This is a genomic window from Natronomonas halophila (assembly GCF_013391085.1).
GTDB classification, from domain to species: Archaea; Halobacteriota; Halobacteria; order Halobacteriales; family Haloarculaceae; genus Natronomonas; species Natronomonas halophila.
In genome coordinates this window covers 2,857,276-2,874,787 of record NZ_CP058334.1, presented here as the reverse complement: position 1 = coordinate 2,874,787, position 17,512 = coordinate 2,857,276, and the positions used below count along the sequence as shown (strand labels likewise).

The 17,512-nt window shown below is 65.9% G+C and carries 20 protein-coding genes; 6 read left to right on the top strand and 14 right to left on the bottom strand.

Going from position 1 to position 17,512, the window contains the following annotated elements:
- The first annotated feature begins 87 nt into the window (after positions 1–87).
- Entirely contained in the window at positions 88–414 is a 327-nt protein-coding gene (locus tag HWV23_RS15290; protein ID WP_178291249.1) for a thioredoxin family protein, read from the top strand.
- Here HWV23_RS15290 and HWV23_RS15285 read toward each other — a convergent pair whose 3' ends face one another.
- The 3 genes from HWV23_RS15285 to HWV23_RS15275 form a co-directional block, all read right to left on the bottom strand.
- Positions 415–3,627, bottom strand: a complete 3,213-nt coding sequence (locus HWV23_RS15285; RefSeq protein WP_178291248.1) for a PAS domain S-box protein — start codon at positions 3,625–3,627, stop codon at positions 415–417. It lies immediately after the preceding gene.
- 70 nt (positions 3,628–3,697) lie between these two features.
- On the bottom strand, positions 3,698–4,945 hold the full coding sequence (locus HWV23_RS15280) for a helix-turn-helix transcriptional regulator (RefSeq protein ID WP_178291247.1): 1,248 nt from the start codon (positions 4,943–4,945) through the stop codon (positions 3,698–3,700).
- Positions 4,946–4,988: 43 nt separating this feature from the next.
- Entirely contained in the window at positions 4,989–5,129 is a 141-nt protein-coding gene (locus HWV23_RS15275; RefSeq protein ID WP_178291246.1) for a hypothetical protein, read from the bottom strand.
- Positions 5,130–5,208: 79 nt separating this feature from the next.
- Between HWV23_RS15275 and HWV23_RS15270 the strand changes: the two genes are divergently transcribed.
- Positions 5,209–5,622: an HIT family protein gene (locus tag HWV23_RS15270; protein ID WP_178291245.1), complete on the top strand. Its 414-nt coding sequence runs from the start codon at positions 5,209–5,211 to the stop codon at positions 5,620–5,622.
- Between the two features lie 5 nt (positions 5,623–5,627).
- On the opposite strand, the gene HWV23_RS15265 is transcribed toward HWV23_RS15270, so the two are convergent.
- The 3 genes from HWV23_RS15265 to thyA all read right to left on the bottom strand — a co-directional run bounded on the left by HWV23_RS15265 (position 5,628) and on the right by thyA (position 10,331).
- On the bottom strand, positions 5,628–8,687 hold the full coding sequence (locus HWV23_RS15265; protein WP_178291244.1) for an FAD-binding and (Fe-S)-binding domain-containing protein: 3,060 nt from the start codon (positions 8,685–8,687) through the stop codon (positions 5,628–5,630).
- A 127-nt stretch (positions 8,688–8,814) separates the two neighbouring features.
- A complete protein-coding gene (locus HWV23_RS15260) occupies positions 8,815–9,306 on the bottom strand; it encodes a dihydrofolate reductase (RefSeq protein ID WP_178291243.1) in 492 nt (163 codons plus the stop codon).
- Positions 9,303–10,331 carry a thymidylate synthase gene (thyA, locus tag HWV23_RS15255; RefSeq protein WP_178291242.1) on the bottom strand — a complete coding sequence of 343 codons (1,029 nt, stop codon included), beginning with the start codon at positions 10,329–10,331 and terminating at the stop codon, positions 9,303–9,305. The genes HWV23_RS15260 and thyA overlap by 4 nt, the downstream gene beginning before the upstream one ends.
- Positions 10,332–10,445: 114 nt before the next feature.
- Here thyA and HWV23_RS15250 point away from each other — a divergent pair, with 114 nt between their 5' ends.
- Positions 10,446–10,616 (top strand): DUF8066 domain-containing protein, encoded by a 171-nt coding sequence (locus HWV23_RS15250; RefSeq protein ID WP_178291241.1) that lies wholly within the window; start codon positions 10,446–10,448, stop codon positions 10,614–10,616.
- A 60-nt stretch (positions 10,617–10,676) separates the two neighbouring features.
- Here HWV23_RS15250 and HWV23_RS15245 read toward each other — a convergent pair whose 3' ends face one another.
- Positions 10,677–11,366 carry a Bax inhibitor-1 family protein gene (locus tag HWV23_RS15245; protein WP_178291240.1) on the bottom strand — a complete coding sequence of 230 codons (690 nt, stop codon included), beginning with the start codon at positions 11,364–11,366 and terminating at the stop codon, positions 10,677–10,679.
- A 111-nt stretch (positions 11,367–11,477) separates the two neighbouring features.
- On the opposite strand from HWV23_RS15245, the gene HWV23_RS15240 reads away from it, so the two are divergent.
- Complete coding sequence (locus HWV23_RS15240; RefSeq protein ID WP_178291239.1) at positions 11,478–11,864, top strand: cupin domain-containing protein; 387 nt, start codon at positions 11,478–11,480, stop codon at positions 11,862–11,864.
- Positions 11,865–11,896: 32 nt separating this feature from the next.
- Here the strand turns inward: HWV23_RS15240 and HWV23_RS15235 are convergent, their stop codons facing one another.
- A complete protein-coding gene (locus HWV23_RS15235) occupies positions 11,897–12,364 on the bottom strand; it encodes a hypothetical protein (protein ID WP_178291238.1) in 468 nt (155 codons plus the stop codon).
- Positions 12,365–12,463: 99 nt separating this feature from the next.
- Between HWV23_RS15235 and HWV23_RS15230 the strand changes: the two genes are divergently transcribed.
- A complete protein-coding gene (locus tag HWV23_RS15230) occupies positions 12,464–12,913 on the top strand; it encodes a hypothetical protein (RefSeq protein ID WP_178291237.1) in 450 nt (149 codons plus the stop codon).
- 59 nt (positions 12,914–12,972) lie between these two features.
- Here HWV23_RS15230 and panB read toward each other — a convergent pair whose 3' ends face one another.
- From panB to HWV23_RS15215, 3 genes are all read right to left on the bottom strand, one after another.
- Positions 12,973–13,779, bottom strand: coding sequence for a 3-methyl-2-oxobutanoate hydroxymethyltransferase (panB, locus tag HWV23_RS15225; protein ID WP_178291236.1), 807 nt, complete (start codon positions 13,777–13,779; stop codon positions 12,973–12,975).
- 63 nt (positions 13,780–13,842) lie between these two features.
- Positions 13,843–14,631: an alpha/beta fold hydrolase gene (locus tag HWV23_RS15220; protein ID WP_246282701.1), complete on the bottom strand. Its 789-nt coding sequence runs from the start codon at positions 14,629–14,631 to the stop codon at positions 13,843–13,845.
- 13 nt (positions 14,632–14,644) lie between these two features.
- Positions 14,645–15,358: a helix-turn-helix domain-containing protein gene (locus HWV23_RS15215; RefSeq protein ID WP_178291235.1), complete on the bottom strand. Its 714-nt coding sequence runs from the start codon at positions 15,356–15,358 to the stop codon at positions 14,645–14,647.
- Between the two features lie 151 nt (positions 15,359–15,509).
- Between HWV23_RS15215 and HWV23_RS15210 the strand changes: the two genes are divergently transcribed.
- Positions 15,510–15,752, top strand: a complete 243-nt coding sequence (locus tag HWV23_RS15210) for a DUF5822 domain-containing protein (protein WP_178291234.1) — start codon at positions 15,510–15,512, stop codon at positions 15,750–15,752.
- On the opposite strand, the gene HWV23_RS15205 is transcribed toward HWV23_RS15210, so the two are convergent.
- The 3 genes from HWV23_RS15205 to HWV23_RS15195 all read right to left on the bottom strand — a co-directional run bounded on the left by HWV23_RS15205 (position 15,719) and on the right by HWV23_RS15195 (position 17,341).
- Positions 15,719–16,240: an HAD family hydrolase gene (locus tag HWV23_RS15205; RefSeq protein WP_178291233.1), complete on the bottom strand. Its 522-nt coding sequence runs from the start codon at positions 16,238–16,240 to the stop codon at positions 15,719–15,721. The two genes, HWV23_RS15210 and HWV23_RS15205, sit on opposite strands and share 34 nt — an antisense overlap.
- Complete coding sequence (locus tag HWV23_RS15200; RefSeq protein WP_178291232.1) at positions 16,237–16,647, bottom strand: hypothetical protein; 411 nt, start codon at positions 16,645–16,647, stop codon at positions 16,237–16,239. Before HWV23_RS15200 ends, HWV23_RS15205 begins: the two co-directional genes overlap by 4 nt.
- Positions 16,648–16,828: 181 nt before the next feature.
- On the bottom strand, positions 16,829–17,341 hold the full coding sequence (locus HWV23_RS15195; protein WP_178291231.1) for a helix-turn-helix domain-containing protein: 513 nt from the start codon (positions 17,339–17,341) through the stop codon (positions 16,829–16,831).
- Between the last annotated feature and the right edge of the window lie 171 nt (positions 17,342–17,512).

Genomic DNA, 17,512 nt, shown 5'->3' with positions numbered 1-17,512 from the left:
GCCGTGGAAATAAGTCCCCGGCCCGGTTGTCCGGGGGCGACACACCTCGCCGATAGGGGTTTCAGCGCCGACCGCCTACGACTGAGTATGCAAGAAACCACCCGCCCGGAACGACTCACCGACGGCGAGGACCTCGACCGCTTCGTGGCCGACCACGACCTCGCCCTCGTGGAGTTCTACACCAAGGGCTGTCCGAAGTGCCAGGCGATGGAGCCCATCCTCGGCAACGTCGCCCGCGCGACCGACGCCGCCGTCGCCATGCTGAACCCACGCGAGGACCTCTCGTTGCTCGACCGATTCGATATCGGGTCGGTGCCGACGCTGGTGCTGTTCAAGGACGGCGAGCCGGTCGCAACGCGCGCGGACGGCTTCGAGGAAACCGAATCCGTCGTCGCGTTCGTCGAATCCGCGTAATTACCCATCGAACAGCGCGCTGAAAACCTTGTTCTCGGCGGCCCGGACGTGCTGGTGGAAGGTCGGTGACGTGATATCCAGCGACTCGGCGACCTCCTCGCCGGAACTGTCGCGGGGCCACTCGAAGAAGCCCGCGAAGTAAGCGGCCTCGACCGCGGCCCGCTGGCGTTCGGTCAGGTCGATATCGAGGTCGGTGTTGACGCCGCTGCCGGCCGAACTGTCCGCGTGTGGCACCTGCCGCCGGGCCAGCGGTTCGGCCTGCGGGAGCGCTTCCTGTACCGTATCGATAACCTGCCGTACGTCGGTTCCGCTCGGGACGTGGACCGTCATCCGGAAGTCGCCATCCTCCATGACCGCCCGCTCGACGGCGCCGCCGAGGGAGGCAATCGTCGAAATGACCGGCGGCTCGGAGAGATGGAGCTGATACGTCCCCTCGCCGGTCGTTTCGATGGTCGTAATCGACTCGGCGAGCGGGATGGCGTCGGCTACCGTTTCAAGCGAGTCGACCACGTCGCCGTCTGCGGTCGCATAGACGAGGTACTGGCCGTCACCGGTCGGAATCGACCGGTCGAAGGAGACAGTTCCCTCCGGGAGGTCCTCGTTTCGGCGCGCAAAGACGTTCGAGGCGGCGAACTCCAGTTCGACGATTTCGTCGGTCATCAGCGCGCGCTTCCGCTCGACGGCGGCGATGGCGTGGCCGACGAGTTCGCCGAGGTGTTCGAGGACGACCCGCTCCTCGCGCTCGAAGGCGTCGTTTCGTTCGGTGTAGACGTTCAACACGCCGTAGGTCGTCTCCTCGTGGACGACGGGCACCGCGGCCGCTGCCCGGAACCCGCGTTCCTCGGCGGCCGCCTGCCACGGCTCGTAGTCGGGGTCACTCTGGACGTTCCGGACGGTTTCGATGTCGCCGGACCGAAGCGCCGCTGCTGTCGGGCCGTCGCTTTCCGGCGCGTCGGGGTCGACCGAGAACTCGATATCGTCGAGATACCCCTCGGCACCGACTTCGGCGCGCGGTTCGATACGCTGGGTCTTCGTGTTCGGTTCGCCCAGCCACGCGAACTGGTAGGAATCCGATTCCGCGAGTCGCTGGCAGGTTATCTCCTCGATTTCCTCGCGGGTCGACTGGTCGATAACCGCATCCGAGACGCCGCGGACGACGCCGTTGAGTTCGTTCAGCGCCGCCAGTTGCTCGGTGTGGCGTTTGGTCTCCAGTTCGGTGCCGATCCACCGACTCATGATATCCGCGAAGGTCGACTGCCACTCGGTAAAGCGGCCCTCGCCGCCCTCCGGCCCGTAAAAGCAGAGCACGCCGTAGACCTCGCCGTCGACGAAGACCGGCGCGCCGAGATAGCAGTTCACGTCGCTGGCCTCGTAGCCGCCGCGGTCGACGAGGTCGGGCGCCTCCGCCTTGATGTCGTCGAGACGGAGCGACGATTCCTCGTCAGCGGTCCGTTCACAGACCCGCGTCGACAGCGGGACTACGTCGCCCGGTTCCACGTCGCCGTCGGGTGCGATGACCGAATCGAAGACGTACTCGTCGTCGTGAATCCGACCCAACGCGGCGTATTCGGCGTCGGTCACTTCGCGGCCGACCTCCAGTAGTCCGTCGAGTTGGGCCTCGAAGGACCGGTCGTTGTCCGCGATGATATCGTAGGTCTCCCGAAGCCGCTGTTCGCGCCGTTCGAGGGTCCGTTCGTACTGGACCCGCTCGGTCACGTCGGTAACGACGCCTTCGAGGGATTCGAGGGTGCCGTCGTCGAAGACGCCGCGGCCCTGCTCGCGAACCCACCTGGTTTCGCCCGCTGCCGTCTCGATACGGTAGGTGACCGCGAAGGACTCGCGGCTCTCGACGTGGGCCATGATTTCCTCGCGATGGTCCGCGCGGTCCTCGGCGACGACGACGTCCTCGCCCCAGACGACGCTGCCGTCTTCGAGCGTCTCGGGGTCATAGCCCGTCAGGTCAGTACAGCCCTCGCTGACGAACTCCATCGGCCAGCCGTCGTCGCCCCGGCGGCGATAGACCATGCCGGGGACGTTGCTCATCAGCGTCGAGAGTTGTCGCTCCCGTTCGCGGAGTGCCTGCTGGGCCTGTCGGCGCTCGGTGATGTCCTGTGCGGTGCCGACGATGCGGACGACCTCACCCTGGTCGTTCTCGACGGCCGACCCGTGGGACTCGACCCAGCGGACGGTACCATCCGGCTGGACGACACGGAACGTCTCGTCGTACTCCTCCTCGGGGAGGGCTCCGAAGGCCTCGCGAACCCGGTCGCGGTCCTCCGGGTGGACCCCTTCGAGGAAGGCCATCGCGTCGTCGTGGAGTTCGTCTGTCTCGCGGCCCCAGACGTCCTCGTAGGCGGAGTTGATGAAGACGATTTCCTCGCCGTCCGGCGAGGCCATCCAGACGATTTCGGTCAGGCTCTCGGCGAGCATCACGAGACGCTGTTCGCGCTCGTTGAGTTCCGCCTCCTGCTCCTTGCGCTCGGTGATATCCCGGAAGTGGACCGAGACGCCGGATTCGGAGGGGTGAATCCGCACGTCGAACCACGTCTCGAGGTCCGGGTTGAACTCCTCGAAGGCGGTCGGCTCCTGCGTCCGAAGCGCCTCCTCGCAGTGCTGTTCGAACTGGGCGCGTCGACTCCCCGAAAACAGCTCCCAGGCGACGGTATCGAGCAGTTCCGATTCCGGTTCGCCCAGAACCCGCTCGGCCCGGTCGTTGACGTAGGTAAACTTCCCCTCCCGGTCGAGCGCGAAGACGGCATCGGTAAGCCGGTCGAAGACGGCGTCGGGGTCCTCACCGTTCGACTCGTCGGCGGTATCCGCCTGCCGTCGCAAAATTCCCGACGCGCCCGCGAGGGACCCATCCTCGGCGATAACGGACACGCGCAACTCACAGCGAACCGTCCCGCCGTCCGCCGTCCGGACGTCGACGGAGATGGTATCGGTATCGGCGTCGTCGGCCGACACCAACGACCGCAACAGCCCGTCGATGCGCTCGGTGGCTGTCTCGGAGAAGGCGACCCCGAAGTTCGTTCCGCGGAGGGCCGAACGCTCGCGACCCGCCAACTCGGCGAACGCCTCGTTGACCGCCTCGAACGAACCGTCGGCGTCGAGTCGGAACACCCCATCGGTGAGGTCATCGACGAGGCGGTGATACGGGCCCCCCATCCCTTCACCGGACCGCTCGGTGGTTTCGTCTCCCTCTATACGCTCCATGGTCTGTCAAGTTCGGACGGGAATAAAAACTTCCTGCCGATTACACCGGGGAAGTAATACCGCGAGTCGGCTACGACCCGTCCTCGAAGGGCGAGCCGGCCGCGTCGGGTTCGTGGCCCGAAAGCGAGACGATGTTCTCCCGGCCGACCCGGAGTTTCGAAATCGTGCCCTCGTCTTCCATCTCCGAGAGCAGCATCGACACCTTCGATTTCGACCAGCCGGTCTCCTCGACGATGTTGACCTGCTTCATGCGGCCGCCGTGGGCCTCCAGCAGCGAGACGACCCGCTCCTCGTCGGACATGAGGTCCTCCTCGGAGACGGTCGCACCGGCGGCCGCCTCGTCGGCTTGCCCCTCGGAGTCGGCGTCGGCCTCCGCGCCCGCAGCGCCAGCACCGGCCGCCTCGGCGGCCTCCGTGTCACTGGCGGCACCCCCATCACCATCGGGAGGGCCGGATTCGGCGGCAGCATCCCCATCCGACGGTGGCAGCGCCCCGGAACGGTAAGCGAGCGCCGCGACGACACCGAGCAACAACACGATGACGAGGGCCGCACTCGGCAACAGCCATCCGGGGTCAGTCCCGGTCGGCGCCGACGTCGCCGTCACGGGGGCCGTGCCCTCCTCCGCGAGGACGACCCGCGGCCGGTTGTCGTTGAAGGAGCGTTCGCCTTCCCAGGTCACCGAGTCGCTTTCGGCCAGCGTGCCGGCCGAATAGGTAGCGTCATCGGGTTGGACCGACTGGAACTGGAGGTTCGGGCCATGAGAGAAGACGATGGCCTGGTCCGAGCCAACGTAGAGGCCGCCGTCGAAGACGTCGCCGACGACGAGACGGCCGTTCTCCTCGGCGGCCAGGGCGGTCCACTGGAAGGACATCTCGACGATGCCGAACTCGCGGCTGGCGTCGATGCCGCGTTCCTCGATGTAGGCGTCCTTGGCGAAGGCCTCCGCGCGCATGTCACGGCCGGTGGCGTTGGCCCCCGAGGCCGTCAGCGACGACGCACGGTCCCGAAAGTTCAGATAGAGGTCGGTCTCGTTGGTGTTGAACTCCTCGGCGAAGGTCTCGAAATCGCTACGTTCGGTGTCGGATTCGAGTTGCTGTTCGTAGCGGAAGAGCCACTCGGCGGAGCCGTTCTCGTAGACGGTCACGCGGAACTCGACGCGGTCGGCGTCGACGCTCTGTGTGAGTCGCGTCTCGGCCGCCTGGCCGTCGCTGGCGGCGACCGGTGCCGCGCCGCCCAGAACCGCCGCCGAGACCAGCACGACGGCGAAGGCACACGCCAGCAACACGGCGGACGCGCGCGACCCACATGACCTACTCATTGCTACGAACACCACACCGACGTCTTATAAAACATCTATCTTCTCATCTGTGGATGGACATCGACAGGGCGTCTTCGAAGTTCTCCCACAGGTTCTGGAGGACTTCCAAGGCCGTGCCTTCGACGACGACGGCCAGCAGAAAGACGAGAAGCAGCGTCGCGAGGAGGAGTTTGTACGCTCGCACGGCGATATGTAGCGTGGTTAGACATATTAGCCCACCGACATCCCCCGCGCCTAAGTTCGTTCCGGGGGTTAGATGAAGTATGGCCGACGCTCCCGACTGTGAGTTCTGCCGCATCGCCACCGGCGATGCCGACGCCTACCGCGTCTACGAGGACGAGACGACCGTCGCCTTTCTCGATGCCAACCCGGCCGTCGAGGCACACGTCCTCGTCGCCCCGAAGCGACACGTCGAGGACGTGTTCACGACCGGCGTCAGCGAGGCCGTCTTCGCGACGGTCGATGCCGTCGCCGAGGCATTTCGAGCGGACCTCGGTGCCGATGGCTTCAGCGTCGTCCACACCACCGGACCGCTCATCGGGACCGTCGACCACGCGCACGTCCACCTGCTGCCCCGCTGGGAGGACGACGACCTCTCGCTGGCGTTACCACGGAAACCGCTGGACGAGGACCGCGCCGAACTGCTCGCCGAGCGGCTACGGAAAAGTACGGCCTGAGTGCCTCACGCCTCGATTGCGGCGTCGATACGCTGAATCGGGTGGTCGGGGGTCTCGGCGTCCTCACGGTCACCGAGTTGGGTACGGCAGGAGGCGCCGGGGGCGACGGGGTCGGCATCGACGGCGTCGACCTGTTCGAACAGTTGTTCGCCGATGGCCTGACTCATCAAGTAGTGTTCGGCCTCGTAGCCGAACGACCCGGCCATCCCACAGCAGGTCGAATCCAGCGGATCGACCTCGTAACCGACCCGGCGCAACACGCCGACGGCGTGGTGGTCCCGTTTGGTCGCCTTCTGATGGCAGTGACCGTGATAGACGAGCGCCTGTTCGGGCGCGTTGTCGGCGTCGGGAGCGACGTCGAAGCGTTCGTCGAGGCGGTGCGTGTCGAGGTATTCACAGACGCTGTAGGTGTAGTCGGCGACGAGTTCGACGGCCGCTCCGGAGATGAAATCGGCGTAATCGTCCTGAATCATGACGGCGTCGGAGGGTTCGCAGACGACGACGTCCCAACCGTCCTCGACCCGAGGCGCCAGCGTGGTGACGACTGCCTCGGCGCGTTCGGCCGCGGTTTCCAGAAAGCCCTTCGAGAAGGCCGCCCGCCCGCTCGGGCCCACGTCGGGCACCTCGACGTGGACGTCGGCGGCTTCGAGGACGCGCACAGCCGCCTTCGCCACCTCGGGGTTCGTGTAGTTCGTGAAGGTGTCGGGCAACAGGAGCACGCGCCGCTCCGCTTGCCCGGCGGGGACGGCGGGGCCGCGCTCTTCGAACCAGTCGGCGAAGGACTGCCGCCGGAAGGTCGGCAGCGAGCGCTCCCGTGCGATGCCGACGGTCTTCTCCAAGAGCGCCCGGGCGCCCGGAATCGCATCGACGCGGTTCGCGAGGGGCGCCAGCCGACTGCCCCATTTCGCGGTCCAGTCGATTTCGGCGAAGAGCCGTTCGCGGAGCGACGTACCGTGGTTCTGGTGGTGGGCGTACTCGACTTCGGCTTTCAGTTTCGCCATGTCGACCTCGCTGGGGCAGTCGTTGGCACAGCCCTTACAGCCGACACAGAGGTCCATCACCTCCGCGACGAACTCGGAGTCGGTCGCCTCGACGTCGAGGTCGCCGCTCATCGCCGCCCGGAGGGCGTTCGCACGGCCGCGCGTGCTCTGTATCTCCTCGTCGGCCGCCCGGTAAGTCGGACACATCACGCCGCCGGTGGTCTCCTGTGGGCCGCGACAGCCGCCACAGCCGTGACAGAGTTCGGCCATCCCCTGAAAACCGTTGTCGTTGTCCCACTGCAGGACGGGGTCGAAGCCGGGGTCGAACTCGTAGTCGGGGTCGAACCGAAGGTTCTCGGTCATCTCGGCGTCGCCGCAGACCTGCCCGGGATTGAGGAGCCACCACGGGTCCAGCGTGTTCTTGAGGCTCCGAAACACCTCGAAGACCTCCTCGCCGTAGAGTTTCCTGTTCCACTCGGTGCGGGCGCGGCCGTCGCCGTGCTCGCCCGAGACGCTGCCGTCATACTCCAGCACGAGGTCGGTCGCCCCCTCCGCGATTCCCCGCATCTGCTCGATGCCGTCGACGGTCTTGGTGTTCACCAACGGCCGGATGTGGAGACAGCCCGGTCCCGCGTGGGCGTAGAAACTCGCAAAGGTGTCGTTCTCGGCGAGGACTTCCTTGAAGTCCGCGACGTACTCCGGGAGGTGTTCCGGCGGGACGGCCGTATCCTCGATGAAACTGATGTGTTTCTCGTCGGTCGTTCGGCCGAGCAGAATCGGAAGGCCCGACTTCCGGAGTTTCCAGAAGCGCTCGCGGTCCGCCTCGGCGTGGGCCTCGGCGGCGTAGAACGACCGGACGGGCGCGTCGGTGGTCGCGGTATCGAGGTCCGCAGCGTCGGCCTCGGTGGCAGTATCGGGCTGGCGGTCCGCAAGCAGTTCCGCGACTTTCTCGCGCCCCTCGGCGTCCGACTCGGCGTAGAACTCCACGAGCAGGACACTTCCCGTTCCCTCGGGCAGTGTCTCCTCGACGAGTTTCCCGAACTCGGAGGTGTCGCGGGCGAGGTCCAAGAGCACGTCGTCCAGCACCTCGACGGCGGCGGGGTCGAACTCCAGAATCGGGGCGACGTCCTCCAGCGCCGTGATGAGGTCGTCGTACGCTAAGAGTGCCATCGCCTTCGTTTCGGGAATCGGCTCCAGAGAGACGGTGGCCTCAGTGACGATGCCGAGAGTTCCCTCGCTGCCGGCGAAGACCCGCGCGAGGTTGACCGTCTCGCGGTCACCCTCCTGGACCGCCCGGTACTCCTCGATGAGTCGGTCGAGGTTGTAGCCGGAGACGTTCCGTTTGAGTTCGGGATACGCCGAGCGTATCGTGTCGGCTTTCTCCTCGGCGATATCCAGCAGTTCGGCGTAGACCCGCCCGAGGAAGGTGTCGGCCTCAGCCCGCCTTCGCCACTCCTCGGGGGTCACCTCCCCGAATCGGTGGACGGTGCCGTTTCCGAGGACGACTTCGAGTTCCTCAATATAGGCGTCGGTCTTGCCGTAGACCAGCGAGTGGCTGCCCGTCGAGTTGTTGCCGATGGCGCCGCCGAGGGCGCTCTTGTCGCCCCACGCGGGGTCCGGTGCGAACTTCAGGCCTTCGTCGGCGAGTTCCGCGTTGAGGTCGCCGAGGCGGACGCCCGGTTGGGCGGTCGCTTCCTCGACTTCGGCGTCGATATCGACGATACCGTCCATGTGGTGGGTGAAATCCAGCACGACGGCCTCGTTGACGGTCTGACCCGCAAGCGACGTGCCGCCGCCGCGCGGGAGGACGGGAATCGCCCGCTCCTCGCAGTAGTTCATCACTGCGACGACGTCGGCCGTATCGGTCGGGAACACGACGCCGATTGGCGTCACCTCGTAGGCCGAGGCGTCGGTCGCATACAGCGTGCGAGTGAACTCGTCGAACCGGACCTCGCCGTCGACGAGCGCTTCGAGGTCGTCGACCAGCCCGGGTCGGTCGACCCCTCCGCCTTGATAATCGTAGTCGGCGCGCCGGTCCGTGGTCGGGTCGGCGCGACCCTGCTCGTCTCCACCCTCCGTGGCCATACGCCGCCTTCTGTCTCCGGCGTCTAAAACCCCGGTAGTCGGGGACGAAACCGCCGCAAAGCCACCGACTGTGGCGCCGTTTTCGAACGGACGTTCAAAACCAGTCGTCACACTGCCAGTCGGCGAGTCAGGCCCGTTCGTAGGTGACGAATACTACCTCGTCGCCGGCCTCGCGGCGCACTTCGTTCCACTCGTCGCCGATTTCGGGGAAGTGAGTGTCCCCGTCGGGAGCCTCCGGAACCTCGGTAATCACGAGTTCGTCGGCCTCCTCGATGAACTGCTCGTAGACGGTCGCCCCGCCGACGACGTAGACCGTGTTCTGGTCCTCGTCGAGCGCCTCGCGAGCCAGTTCGAGCGCCTCGTCGGTATCACGGGCGTGGACCGCCCCCTCCGGCAAATCGAGGGATTCCCGTCCCGAGAGGACGACGTTCGTCCGTCCGGGGAGCGGCCCGTCGAGACGTGCCTCGATGGACTCGTAGGTCGTCCGGCCCATGACGACGGGATGGTCCATCGTTGTCTCCTTGAAATGAGCGAGGTCCTCGGGGTAGTGCCACGGCATCCCGCCGTCGACGCCGATGACGCCGTTCTCCGCGACGGCCGCGACCAAGGAAAGCTTCATTCGGCGACCGCGAAATCCAGCCCCGGTTCGGGGTCGTAATCGACCAACTGGATATCCTCGTATTCGAGTTCGTCCAGCGGCTTGTTCGCCACCTCCAGCGACGGCCGCTCGCCCGGTTCCCGCGTCAACTGGGTGAGCAGGTTCGGCACGTGGTCGTAGTTCTTCTCGCCGTCGGGTTCGGCGGGCGCCGCGTCTTCGAGCCACGCGCGGACGTCGGCGTACTCGTCACGGTCGTCGACGCTCGCGATGCGTTCCTGAAGTTCCCCGAGGTGCTCGCCGTACCATTCGCCGCGGTCGCCCTGCCCGCAGTAGATGTGGGCGTCGACGATGGTGTGGCCGAACGACCCCACCTCGAAGTCCGTGCGGTTGGCGACGGCGTGGGCCAGAATCGAGTAGGCGGCGAGATTGAACGGCACGCCCAACGCGATGTCACCCGAGCGCTGGGTGAGATGGACGTTCAGGCGGTCGCCCTGCACGTTGAAGACGAAGGTGTAGTGGCAGGGCGGCAGCGTCGAGACGGTCGCGTTGGCCGGATGCCACGCGTTGACGACCATCCGCCGGGAGTTGGGATTTTCCTCCAGGGTGTCGAGGACGTACTGAATCTGGTCGAAGACCTGCCGTTCTTCGCCGTTCGGCGCCGTCTCGGTGTCCGTCCAGCGGTGGCTCTCGTCGGGCCAGGACTCGCCCGGCAGTCGACTCGTGTCGTCGGGGACCGGGAAGCGCCGCCAGAAGCGGCCGTAGGCGGTATCGAGCATGCCGTCCTCGTCGGCCCACGCGTCCCAGATTTTCGTCTCCTCGCGGAGGTTGCGGATGTGTTCCTCCCCGGAGAGATACCAGAGGAGTTCGTGAATCAGGGAGTTCCAGCGGTAGCCGTCCATCCGCTTTGTGGTCAGCAGGGGAAAGCCCTCGGCGAGGTCCACCTCGTAGTGATGCGAGAAGGAGGCGACCGTATCGACGCCGGTCCGGTTCGGCTTGTACGTCCCACCGGCGAGGACGTTCGAAACAAGGTCGTGATACTGGCGCATTCGTTGCTACCGAGTCTGCCCGGGAGGGGGTAAAAGGTTCCGTCAGCGGCCAACCGGGCGCGCGATACCGGCCCCTACGAAAGCGTTATTGAAGACGGGACTGTCGTCGGGGCCATGCCCTCCGATTCCGACCGACACCGGTACGTCCTCGCTGGCCTCGCAGTCGTCATCGTCGCCATTCTCGCGTACAGCCTCCTCATAATCCAGCAGATCCTTCTCGGGGTACTGGCGGTCGGGGCGGTCCTGCTACTGTATCTGCTCTGGCGACTTCTCAGGAACCAATAACGCATCACGGCGGCGCTCGAAGCGCGTAACGAAGTCGAATAAAAACGGCCGGCCCGTCAGTTACCGTTCGAGCACGAACTGCCGGACGATTTGCAGGACGTGGACGAACACACCCGTGAAGGCCACGTAGATGCCCAGCGAGTGGATGAGCGGCTGGTCACCACGGTAATCGTCGCGGACGCGCCAGATTTCGTAGCCGAGTCGGAGCGTAAAGCCGGCGAAGATGAAGACGAACCCGCCGATGAGGACGGGCGTGAAGAACGTCCCGACGAGCACCAGCACCGCACCGATGACGAACGCGCCGAGGGACCACTTGTTCCAGTGGCTGAAGTTCTTGTCGCGGACGTAGACGTAGGCGGCGACGCCCGTTGTCATCGCAACGGTGATGGCGAGGGTAACCCCCAGCAGGACCGCACGGGAACTCTGTGATCCGACGGTGGCGACGATGCCGCCGCCGAAGACGCCGTAGGCGGCCTGCAGCAACGCGATGCCGGCGTAGGCCGTGCCCATCTCCCCGGATTCGAGGCCCTTCTCGGCGAGGTAGTTCCCGCCGGTCAGGACCGCACCGAAGACGAGCAGGCCGACGATGGGCGCGATGCCGAAAATCAGGTCGTTGATGGCCGCCAGCGGCGTCATCGCGACGACTGCCATCAGCAGTACGTTGAGTGCGATGAGGGCCGCCGCGGGCAGGCCGACCTCCCTGAACTTCGGATGTGCCGTGCCGGTCCGCGTCGAATAGGCTTGTCCCATACCCGAATCTGGGTGCGCGCGCCGTTTATAAATAGCGGCCGGCGGCCCACGGACGAGCCTTCGCCACCGTCGCGGCGGGTATTTAAGTCACGGCGCGTGCAACGAAAGGACATGGACTTCGCGACCGCGAGCACCGACGACATCGACAGCGTCGTTCCCGAGGAGTACGGCGGTATGTGGTTCTTCCGTGACCCGCTGGACTGCGAGAACCTCGGCATCACCCTGCTCGAGCTGGAACCCGGCGGGAAGGGCAAACACCATACCCATCCCGAAGACCAGCAGGAGGAGGTCTACCTCGTCGTCGGCGGCGAGAAGGCCCGCGACGCCGACGAGCCGGGCGACCCCGAACTGACCGTGCAGTTGGGTCCTGAGGGCAATCCGAAGGAGGAAGTGACGCTGGCACCCGGCGAGGCGATTCGGGTCGGTCCCGAAACGAACCGCCAACTCCACAACCACAGCGACGCGCGGGTGCGAATCGTCATTGCCGGCGCGCCGTAACCTCACGGTGTCCAGCGGGAACAGCGACGGCCCTAATTCCCCTTCCTGACCGAGGATTCGCCCATACTGCTCCGGAACGCGTCGATGCCGACACGCGCAATCCAGCCGAGACCGAACGCGATAGCGCCCAGCACGACCGCTTCGAACGCGAGGACCAACAGCCCCTCCGGGCCGAAGAAATATGCCGCCTGTTCGCCGAGGCTCCGTCCGGAGAGGCCGAAAAAGGCGTGGTCGGCACGATAGCCGAGCAGGGCCGTGTACGTGACAATCCAACCGAACAGGAGCCCGCGTCGGAAGTACCCGACCAGACAGCCGGCACACATCCCGACGACGGCCGCATGGAAGGGAATCCACACGATGCCGCCCGAGATGACGAATACTTCGAGGGCGTACGCCGCGACGGTACCCACGAACCCGACGAACGCGAGCGCTGTCACCAGATAGGGCGGCGCGTCGGAGCGGTCGCCGCCGACGAGGAGGGAGTGGAGGGCGGAGGACATACACGCGCTGCAACCCACCGGGTGATAGGTTTTCGGGAGGGTCAAAACACCGTTGAAGGTTACCAGAGGCCCTTGTACGGACACGTTGAAGGAAGGAGTATGGTTTCGGCTTCGACGAAATGGTCCCTGTATGCGGGCGGGTACGCCTTCCTCTGTGCCGCCGTGCTGGTGCGGGTCGTGGCGCCCATAAGCACCACTCTGATGGCGCTTCTGAACCTTCCGGAAAGCTACGCTGGCGTCGTGTTGGCCCTGCCGGTCGTCGGCATCGGGACGGCCGTCTGGTGGGCCGTCATCGAGCGACGGAATCGGTATACGTACTCCCTCGGAGCGGCAGCCGGACTGACAACGGCGCTCCTGACGGTCGTGTTCTGGTCCCTCGCGTTCGCGGTCGTCTGGGATTTCGCCATACTCCTGGCAGGGAGCGTGCTGGTCGCCCTCGTGGTTCTCATCGTCGCCCCCGTGGCGTCCGTCGTCGGCGTCCTGATGATGTCCATCCGACACCGACTGGGCGAGCGGCTGCCGAAGGAAAGCACCCACGCCGCTCAATAGACCGCACAGAAGGGGCCGCGGGAGGCGTCGGACCTCACAATGCCCGAAGACGAACGTCCTTAGTAGATATCGTCGACCTCTTCCTCGTAGTGGCTGTGTTCCTCGGCCGGGAACTCGCCGGTTTCGACCGCCTCGGCGTACGACGAAATCGCCTCTTGCATCTCGCTGCGCACGTCGCCGAAGGCCTTCGAGAAGGGCGCCGTTCCCTCCGAGAGGCCGGTCACCTCGTCGATAACGAGGACCTGCCCGTCACAGTCGGGGCCGGCACCGATGCCGATGGTGGGAATCGAGAGGGCGTCGGTCACCTCCTTGGCGAGGTTCGCGGGGACGTGTTCGAGGACGAGCGAGAAGGCGCCCGCGGCCTCGTGTTCGCGGGCCAAATCCAGGATGCGGCGGGCGGCCTCGGGGTCGGTCCCCTGCCGGAAGAGGCCTGTCTCGTTTTCGCGCTGGGGCGTCAGGCCGAGGTGGGCCTGTACGGGAATCCCGAGGCGGGTGAGTCGCCGAGTAAGGTCGACGGTGTGGGGGCCGCATTCGAGTTTGACGGCGTCGGCGTCGGCCTCCTTGAGCATTCGGCCGCAGTTCTCGATGGCGTCGGCCTCGTCGGCGCCGATGGAGAGAAACGGCATGTCGGCGATGACCATCGCATCGTCGGTCGCCCGAGCGACGGCGGCCGTGTGGTCGGCCATCTGGTCGACGGTGACGGGCAGCGTCGAGTCGTGGCCCAGTTTGACGTTGCCGACCGAGTCGCCGACCAGAATCATGTCGATGCCCGCCTCGTCGACGAGTTCCGCCGTCGGCGCGTCGTAGGCCGTCAGCATCGTTATCGGCTCTTCGCCGGCCTTCGCGCGGATGTCCTTCGCTCGCATAACCGAGAATCGGACGCGCTGGGGGTTAAACGCTGTTACTCGCTTTAGGTCGGCGACCGGACGTCAGTCCGTCCGGGCGAACTCACGCACGGCGTCGGCGACTCGTTCCGGTGCCAGCATAGTGCCGACGTGGCCGATGCCGTCCAGTTCCACCACTCGGCTCTCCGACAGACGGTCATCGAGCGCGAAGACGGCCTCCCGGAGATGTGTCGGCCCGTTCTCGCCGGTCAGAAGGAGCGTCGGAACCGACGGTGATGGAAGCGCGTCGAGGGCGGCCGCTTCGACGGCGTAGTTCTCACGGACGACGGTTTCCGCGCGTTCGAACGGGACCTCGTCGGGCCACCACGGCATCCGTCCGACATCGTCGAGGCCGCTGGATTCCTCGTAGAAGAGCCGCATAGCGGCACGCCGTCGTCCGGCTTCGAGGCGCTCTTCCATCCGGGAAGCGAGGTCGCCGTCCCGATGGTCGCCGACGAGGAGCGCCGGTTCGTACAGTATCAGTCGGTCGATGGCGAGGTCGGCGGCGGCGAGCGCGACTAACCCCCCGAACGAGTGGCCGAAGACGGTCGCCTCGCCGTCGACCGTCTCCAGTACTGCCCGGAGGTCGTCGACTTCGCGGTCGAGACCGTACTCCTCGCCGTCGCCGCTGTCGCCGTGCCCACGCCGGTCGGGACGGACGACGGTGAACGAATCGACGAGATGGGGGACGAGTGCGTCCCAATGGCGCCGACAGGCGGTCCCACCGTGCAGCAGGACCAGCGGTTGGCCGGAGCCGTCTACTTCGTAGGCTATCTCGGTGCCGTCAGTGGAGGATACCGTTTGCATCGCGTCGATGGTTGGCGGGCGAGACACCTGAGCGATACTCTCAGGACTGCGGGCCTTTAAGTGGTCGTCCGTCCCGTTCGGCCTCATCGAGGGCGGATTCGACGAGGGAGGATTGGGCCCGACGGAGCCGTTCGGAAAGCGATGACGCCGAAATGTCGAGGGCATCGGCCACGTCGCCGAGGGAACTCCGGCGCGGCACCTCGAAGTAGCCCATCTCGTGGGCGGCCGCCAGCGCTTCCCGCTGTCGGTCGGTCAGGCCGTTGGCGGGCGTCGGTCCGAAGCCGTCGGCTTCTCGCAGTCGGCGTAGTCTGAAGGCGTCGGCGTTTCGCCGCCAGAACTCACAGTAGCGCTCGAAGGCCGAACGGTCGGCGAACCATCGTTGCTGTCGCCAGCCCTCGGGAGTTACCTCGACGTAATCGACGATGGAGTCGTTATCCGCCAGTTCGTGAAGGCGCTCCGGTCGGTCGACGTGGCCGCCGATTTGCTCGTCCATCGTGGCAGACGGCGTTATCCGGTATCGATGGCGGCCGTCCCCGCCCTCGATGTGGGAGTATCGCTCGACGAAGGCGGCACGGTCGAAGGCGTCCTCGATAGCGTCTTCCGTCTCACCGGCGATATCGACGTCGAACGGCGGCGGCCCGCCCTGATTGGGTTGGCCGACCTCGACGGTCAGGGTCGCTTCGGGGAGGGCCGCCGCGACCTCGACGAGCGGGAGGTGCTCGAAACACAGTTCGTACTCGGCGAGAAGTCCCATGCTGACGGGGTCCGGTTCCGACGGCATGGGCCTGTCGAAAACACGCATCCGGCCTCGGGGTCGCGGACGCAGCGACTACCCACAGCGAGGGGCATCGGAAGGCTGGACGGAACCGTAACCGCTTACCCCTGTCAAACACGACCGTTCGGTAATGCCGACTCGCGTCGAAACGACCGACCCCGATGGGGTCGACTACGGCTGGGTGATGCAGACGACGTTCGTCCTCACTATCGTCGTCGGCGCGCCCGTCGTCGCCCTGCTGTCGCTTTTCGCCACGCTCCCGACGTGGGGCGAGCGCGTCGAGTTCGCGATTCGCGTCGGCGCCGTCGTCTGGATCTGTATCGGCGTGCCCGTCTTCCTCTACGCCCGGAGCCAATCGGAGACGTCGACGTAGTCGGTGCCCGCGCGGTCGGCCGTCTCCCGGTCCCGGTCGGTGTCGCCGACGAAGAGCGTCCGGGCTGGGTCGCCGCCGAGACGCTCGATGGTCTCCAGCAGTGGAGCGGGGTCGGGCTTTTCCGTCGCGACGGTATCCCGACCGACCACGGCGCTGACACCGCCGATATCGTGCGTTTCGAGGGCGATATAGCAGGCTTCCTCGGCGTTGAGCGAGCAGACGCCGACCGGACCCTCGGGGATAGTGTCGGCCGCAGGCAGGCGCTCGGAATCGCGGGCGCCGTCGCGTTCGTGGTCGGCGATAATCCGTTCGATAGCCTTGCGGGCGCCGTTTTCGTCGGCGGTTTCGAGCATTCCCCAGAGGCTGTCCGGCGGGTCGATGTCCCGTTCTTCGAGAGCGAGTGCGACCTCGCGGGCGACGACGTCCCAGTCGACGGTAAGGCGGACGAGCGTGCCATCGAGGTCGAAGACGACGGTGTCGTAGTTCACGACCGGAGTTCGGTTTCGACGGCGCTAACGAGTTTCGTCACCGGCGCGTCGGGGGCAATCGAAAAGAAGACGCCCTGTTTTTCGGTGACGACACGGACGGCGATGAGCGTCCCCATGTACGTGACGAACGCGCGAACGCCCTCGGGGTCGCGGAACAGTTCCTCGAAGAGTTCCTGTTCGGTGAAATCGAGGTGGACGTAGGAGTGAATCTCGTCGAAATGCTCCCGGCGACGCTCCGTGTCGGCATAGAGTTCGTCGAGTCGGTCGTCGACGTAGGCCGTCCGGAACGACTCGGCGTCGTAGACGACACAGGAGAACACCTTTTCCGGCCCGATAGCATCGTTCGCTGCCGCCAGCGCGGCCTCGGCATCGAACTCGACCACCTCGGAGTCGCCGTCACCTGGCATCACTCCCAGTCAGTGCCTCGCCGAGTTAATAGTATGGGGCGTGTTATCAGCTTAGTCTAACAGTTTCCGCGAGATGACCGCTTCTGTATCCGGGTCGTCTCCTCGTAGATTGTCGTAATCTTCGGCCGCAGGAGAGCGGTTCGACCGAGAACAAAGCGCGATAAGCCGCGACCGGTCGTCGTTATTCCTCGGCGAGTTCGATGCCGAGTTCGTCTTCGAGAGCCTCGATGAGCGACCCACCGACGCCGGCGCGGGCGGCCCGACCCTGTTCGACGGCGACGATGTCCTCCTCGTCGACGCCGAGTTCCGCGGCGAGTTCGTCCGTCTGGAGGCCCGCGTCCTGCCGGGCCTGTTCGACGCGGTCGCCGTAGCCGCGGACGAGATAGGGAAGCGGGTCGTCCTCGTATTCGGTCTCCTCCTGCCAGTCGGAGTCGACCTTCCGTGCATCGTCGAGTTTAGCCATGTTCTGTGCGGCCTTCTTTCGGCGGTTCGTCTCCTCGCGGCCGTCGCTGCCGGACGACGAGCCGCCGGAGCCATCGGAACCGTCCTCCTCACCGTGGCGGGCACACTCCGAACAAACCTGCAGTTCCGCGCCGGCGACCGTCGCGGTTTCCAGCGAACGGTCCTCGGCACCGCAGAGTTCGCAGGCGCCGCTGGAGTCGCCCCCGACACCGCCGGTCGAGTATTTTGCCATACACGTAATGAGTGGAGGTATCTACTTGAACTGTGCGGAACCGCAGGCTTTGCGGCCACCGCAGGAGCGCCGACGAGTCGCCGCGCCCCATGCGAATCGCTCCCCTTCGGCGGCACAAAGGAAAGCCCTTTTATCATCCGACGGGTTACGGTTGAGTGCAGACAGACACAC

Excerpts from the sequence above, each read along its gene's own strand:
- HWV23_RS15290 (WP_178291249.1), top strand. The coding sequence starts at position 88 with ATGCAAGAAACCACCCGCCCGGAACGACTCACCGACGGCGAGGACCTC.
- HWV23_RS15285 (WP_178291248.1), bottom strand. The coding sequence starts at position 3,627 with ATGGAGCGTATAGAGGGAGACGAAACCACCGAGCGGTCCGGTGAAGGG.
- HWV23_RS15280 (WP_178291247.1), bottom strand. The coding sequence starts at position 4,945 with ATGAGTAGGTCATGTGGGTCGCGCGCGTCCGCCGTGTTGCTGGCGTGT.
- HWV23_RS15270 (WP_178291245.1), top strand. The coding sequence starts at position 5,209 with ATGGCCGACGCTCCCGACTGTGAGTTCTGCCGCATCGCCACCGGCGAT.
- HWV23_RS15265 (WP_178291244.1), bottom strand. The coding sequence starts at position 8,687 with ATGGCCACGGAGGGTGGAGACGAGCAGGGTCGCGCCGACCCGACCACG.
- HWV23_RS15260 (WP_178291243.1), bottom strand. The coding sequence starts at position 9,306 with ATGAAGCTTTCCTTGGTCGCGGCCGTCGCGGAGAACGGCGTCATCGGC.
- thyA (WP_178291242.1), bottom strand. The coding sequence starts at position 10,331 with ATGCGCCAGTATCACGACCTTGTTTCGAACGTCCTCGCCGGTGGGACG.
- HWV23_RS15250 (WP_178291241.1), top strand. The coding sequence starts at position 10,446 with ATGCCCTCCGATTCCGACCGACACCGGTACGTCCTCGCTGGCCTCGCA.
- HWV23_RS15245 (WP_178291240.1), bottom strand. The coding sequence starts at position 11,366 with ATGGGACAAGCCTATTCGACGCGGACCGGCACGGCACATCCGAAGTTC.
- HWV23_RS15240 (WP_178291239.1), top strand. The coding sequence starts at position 11,478 with ATGGACTTCGCGACCGCGAGCACCGACGACATCGACAGCGTCGTTCCC.
- HWV23_RS15235 (WP_178291238.1), bottom strand. The coding sequence starts at position 12,364 with ATGTCCTCCGCCCTCCACTCCCTCCTCGTCGGCGGCGACCGCTCCGAC.
- HWV23_RS15230 (WP_178291237.1), top strand. The coding sequence starts at position 12,464 with ATGGTTTCGGCTTCGACGAAATGGTCCCTGTATGCGGGCGGGTACGCC.
- panB (WP_178291236.1), bottom strand. The coding sequence starts at position 13,779 with ATGCGAGCGAAGGACATCCGCGCGAAGGCCGGCGAAGAGCCGATAACG.
- HWV23_RS15215 (WP_178291235.1), bottom strand. The coding sequence starts at position 15,358 with ATGGGACTTCTCGCCGAGTACGAACTGTGTTTCGAGCACCTCCCGCTC.
- HWV23_RS15210 (WP_178291234.1), top strand. The coding sequence starts at position 15,510 with ATGCCGACTCGCGTCGAAACGACCGACCCCGATGGGGTCGACTACGGC.
- HWV23_RS15200 (WP_178291232.1), bottom strand. The coding sequence starts at position 16,647 with ATGCCAGGTGACGGCGACTCCGAGGTGGTCGAGTTCGATGCCGAGGCC.
- HWV23_RS15195 (WP_178291231.1), bottom strand. The coding sequence starts at position 17,341 with ATGGCAAAATACTCGACCGGCGGTGTCGGGGGCGACTCCAGCGGCGCC.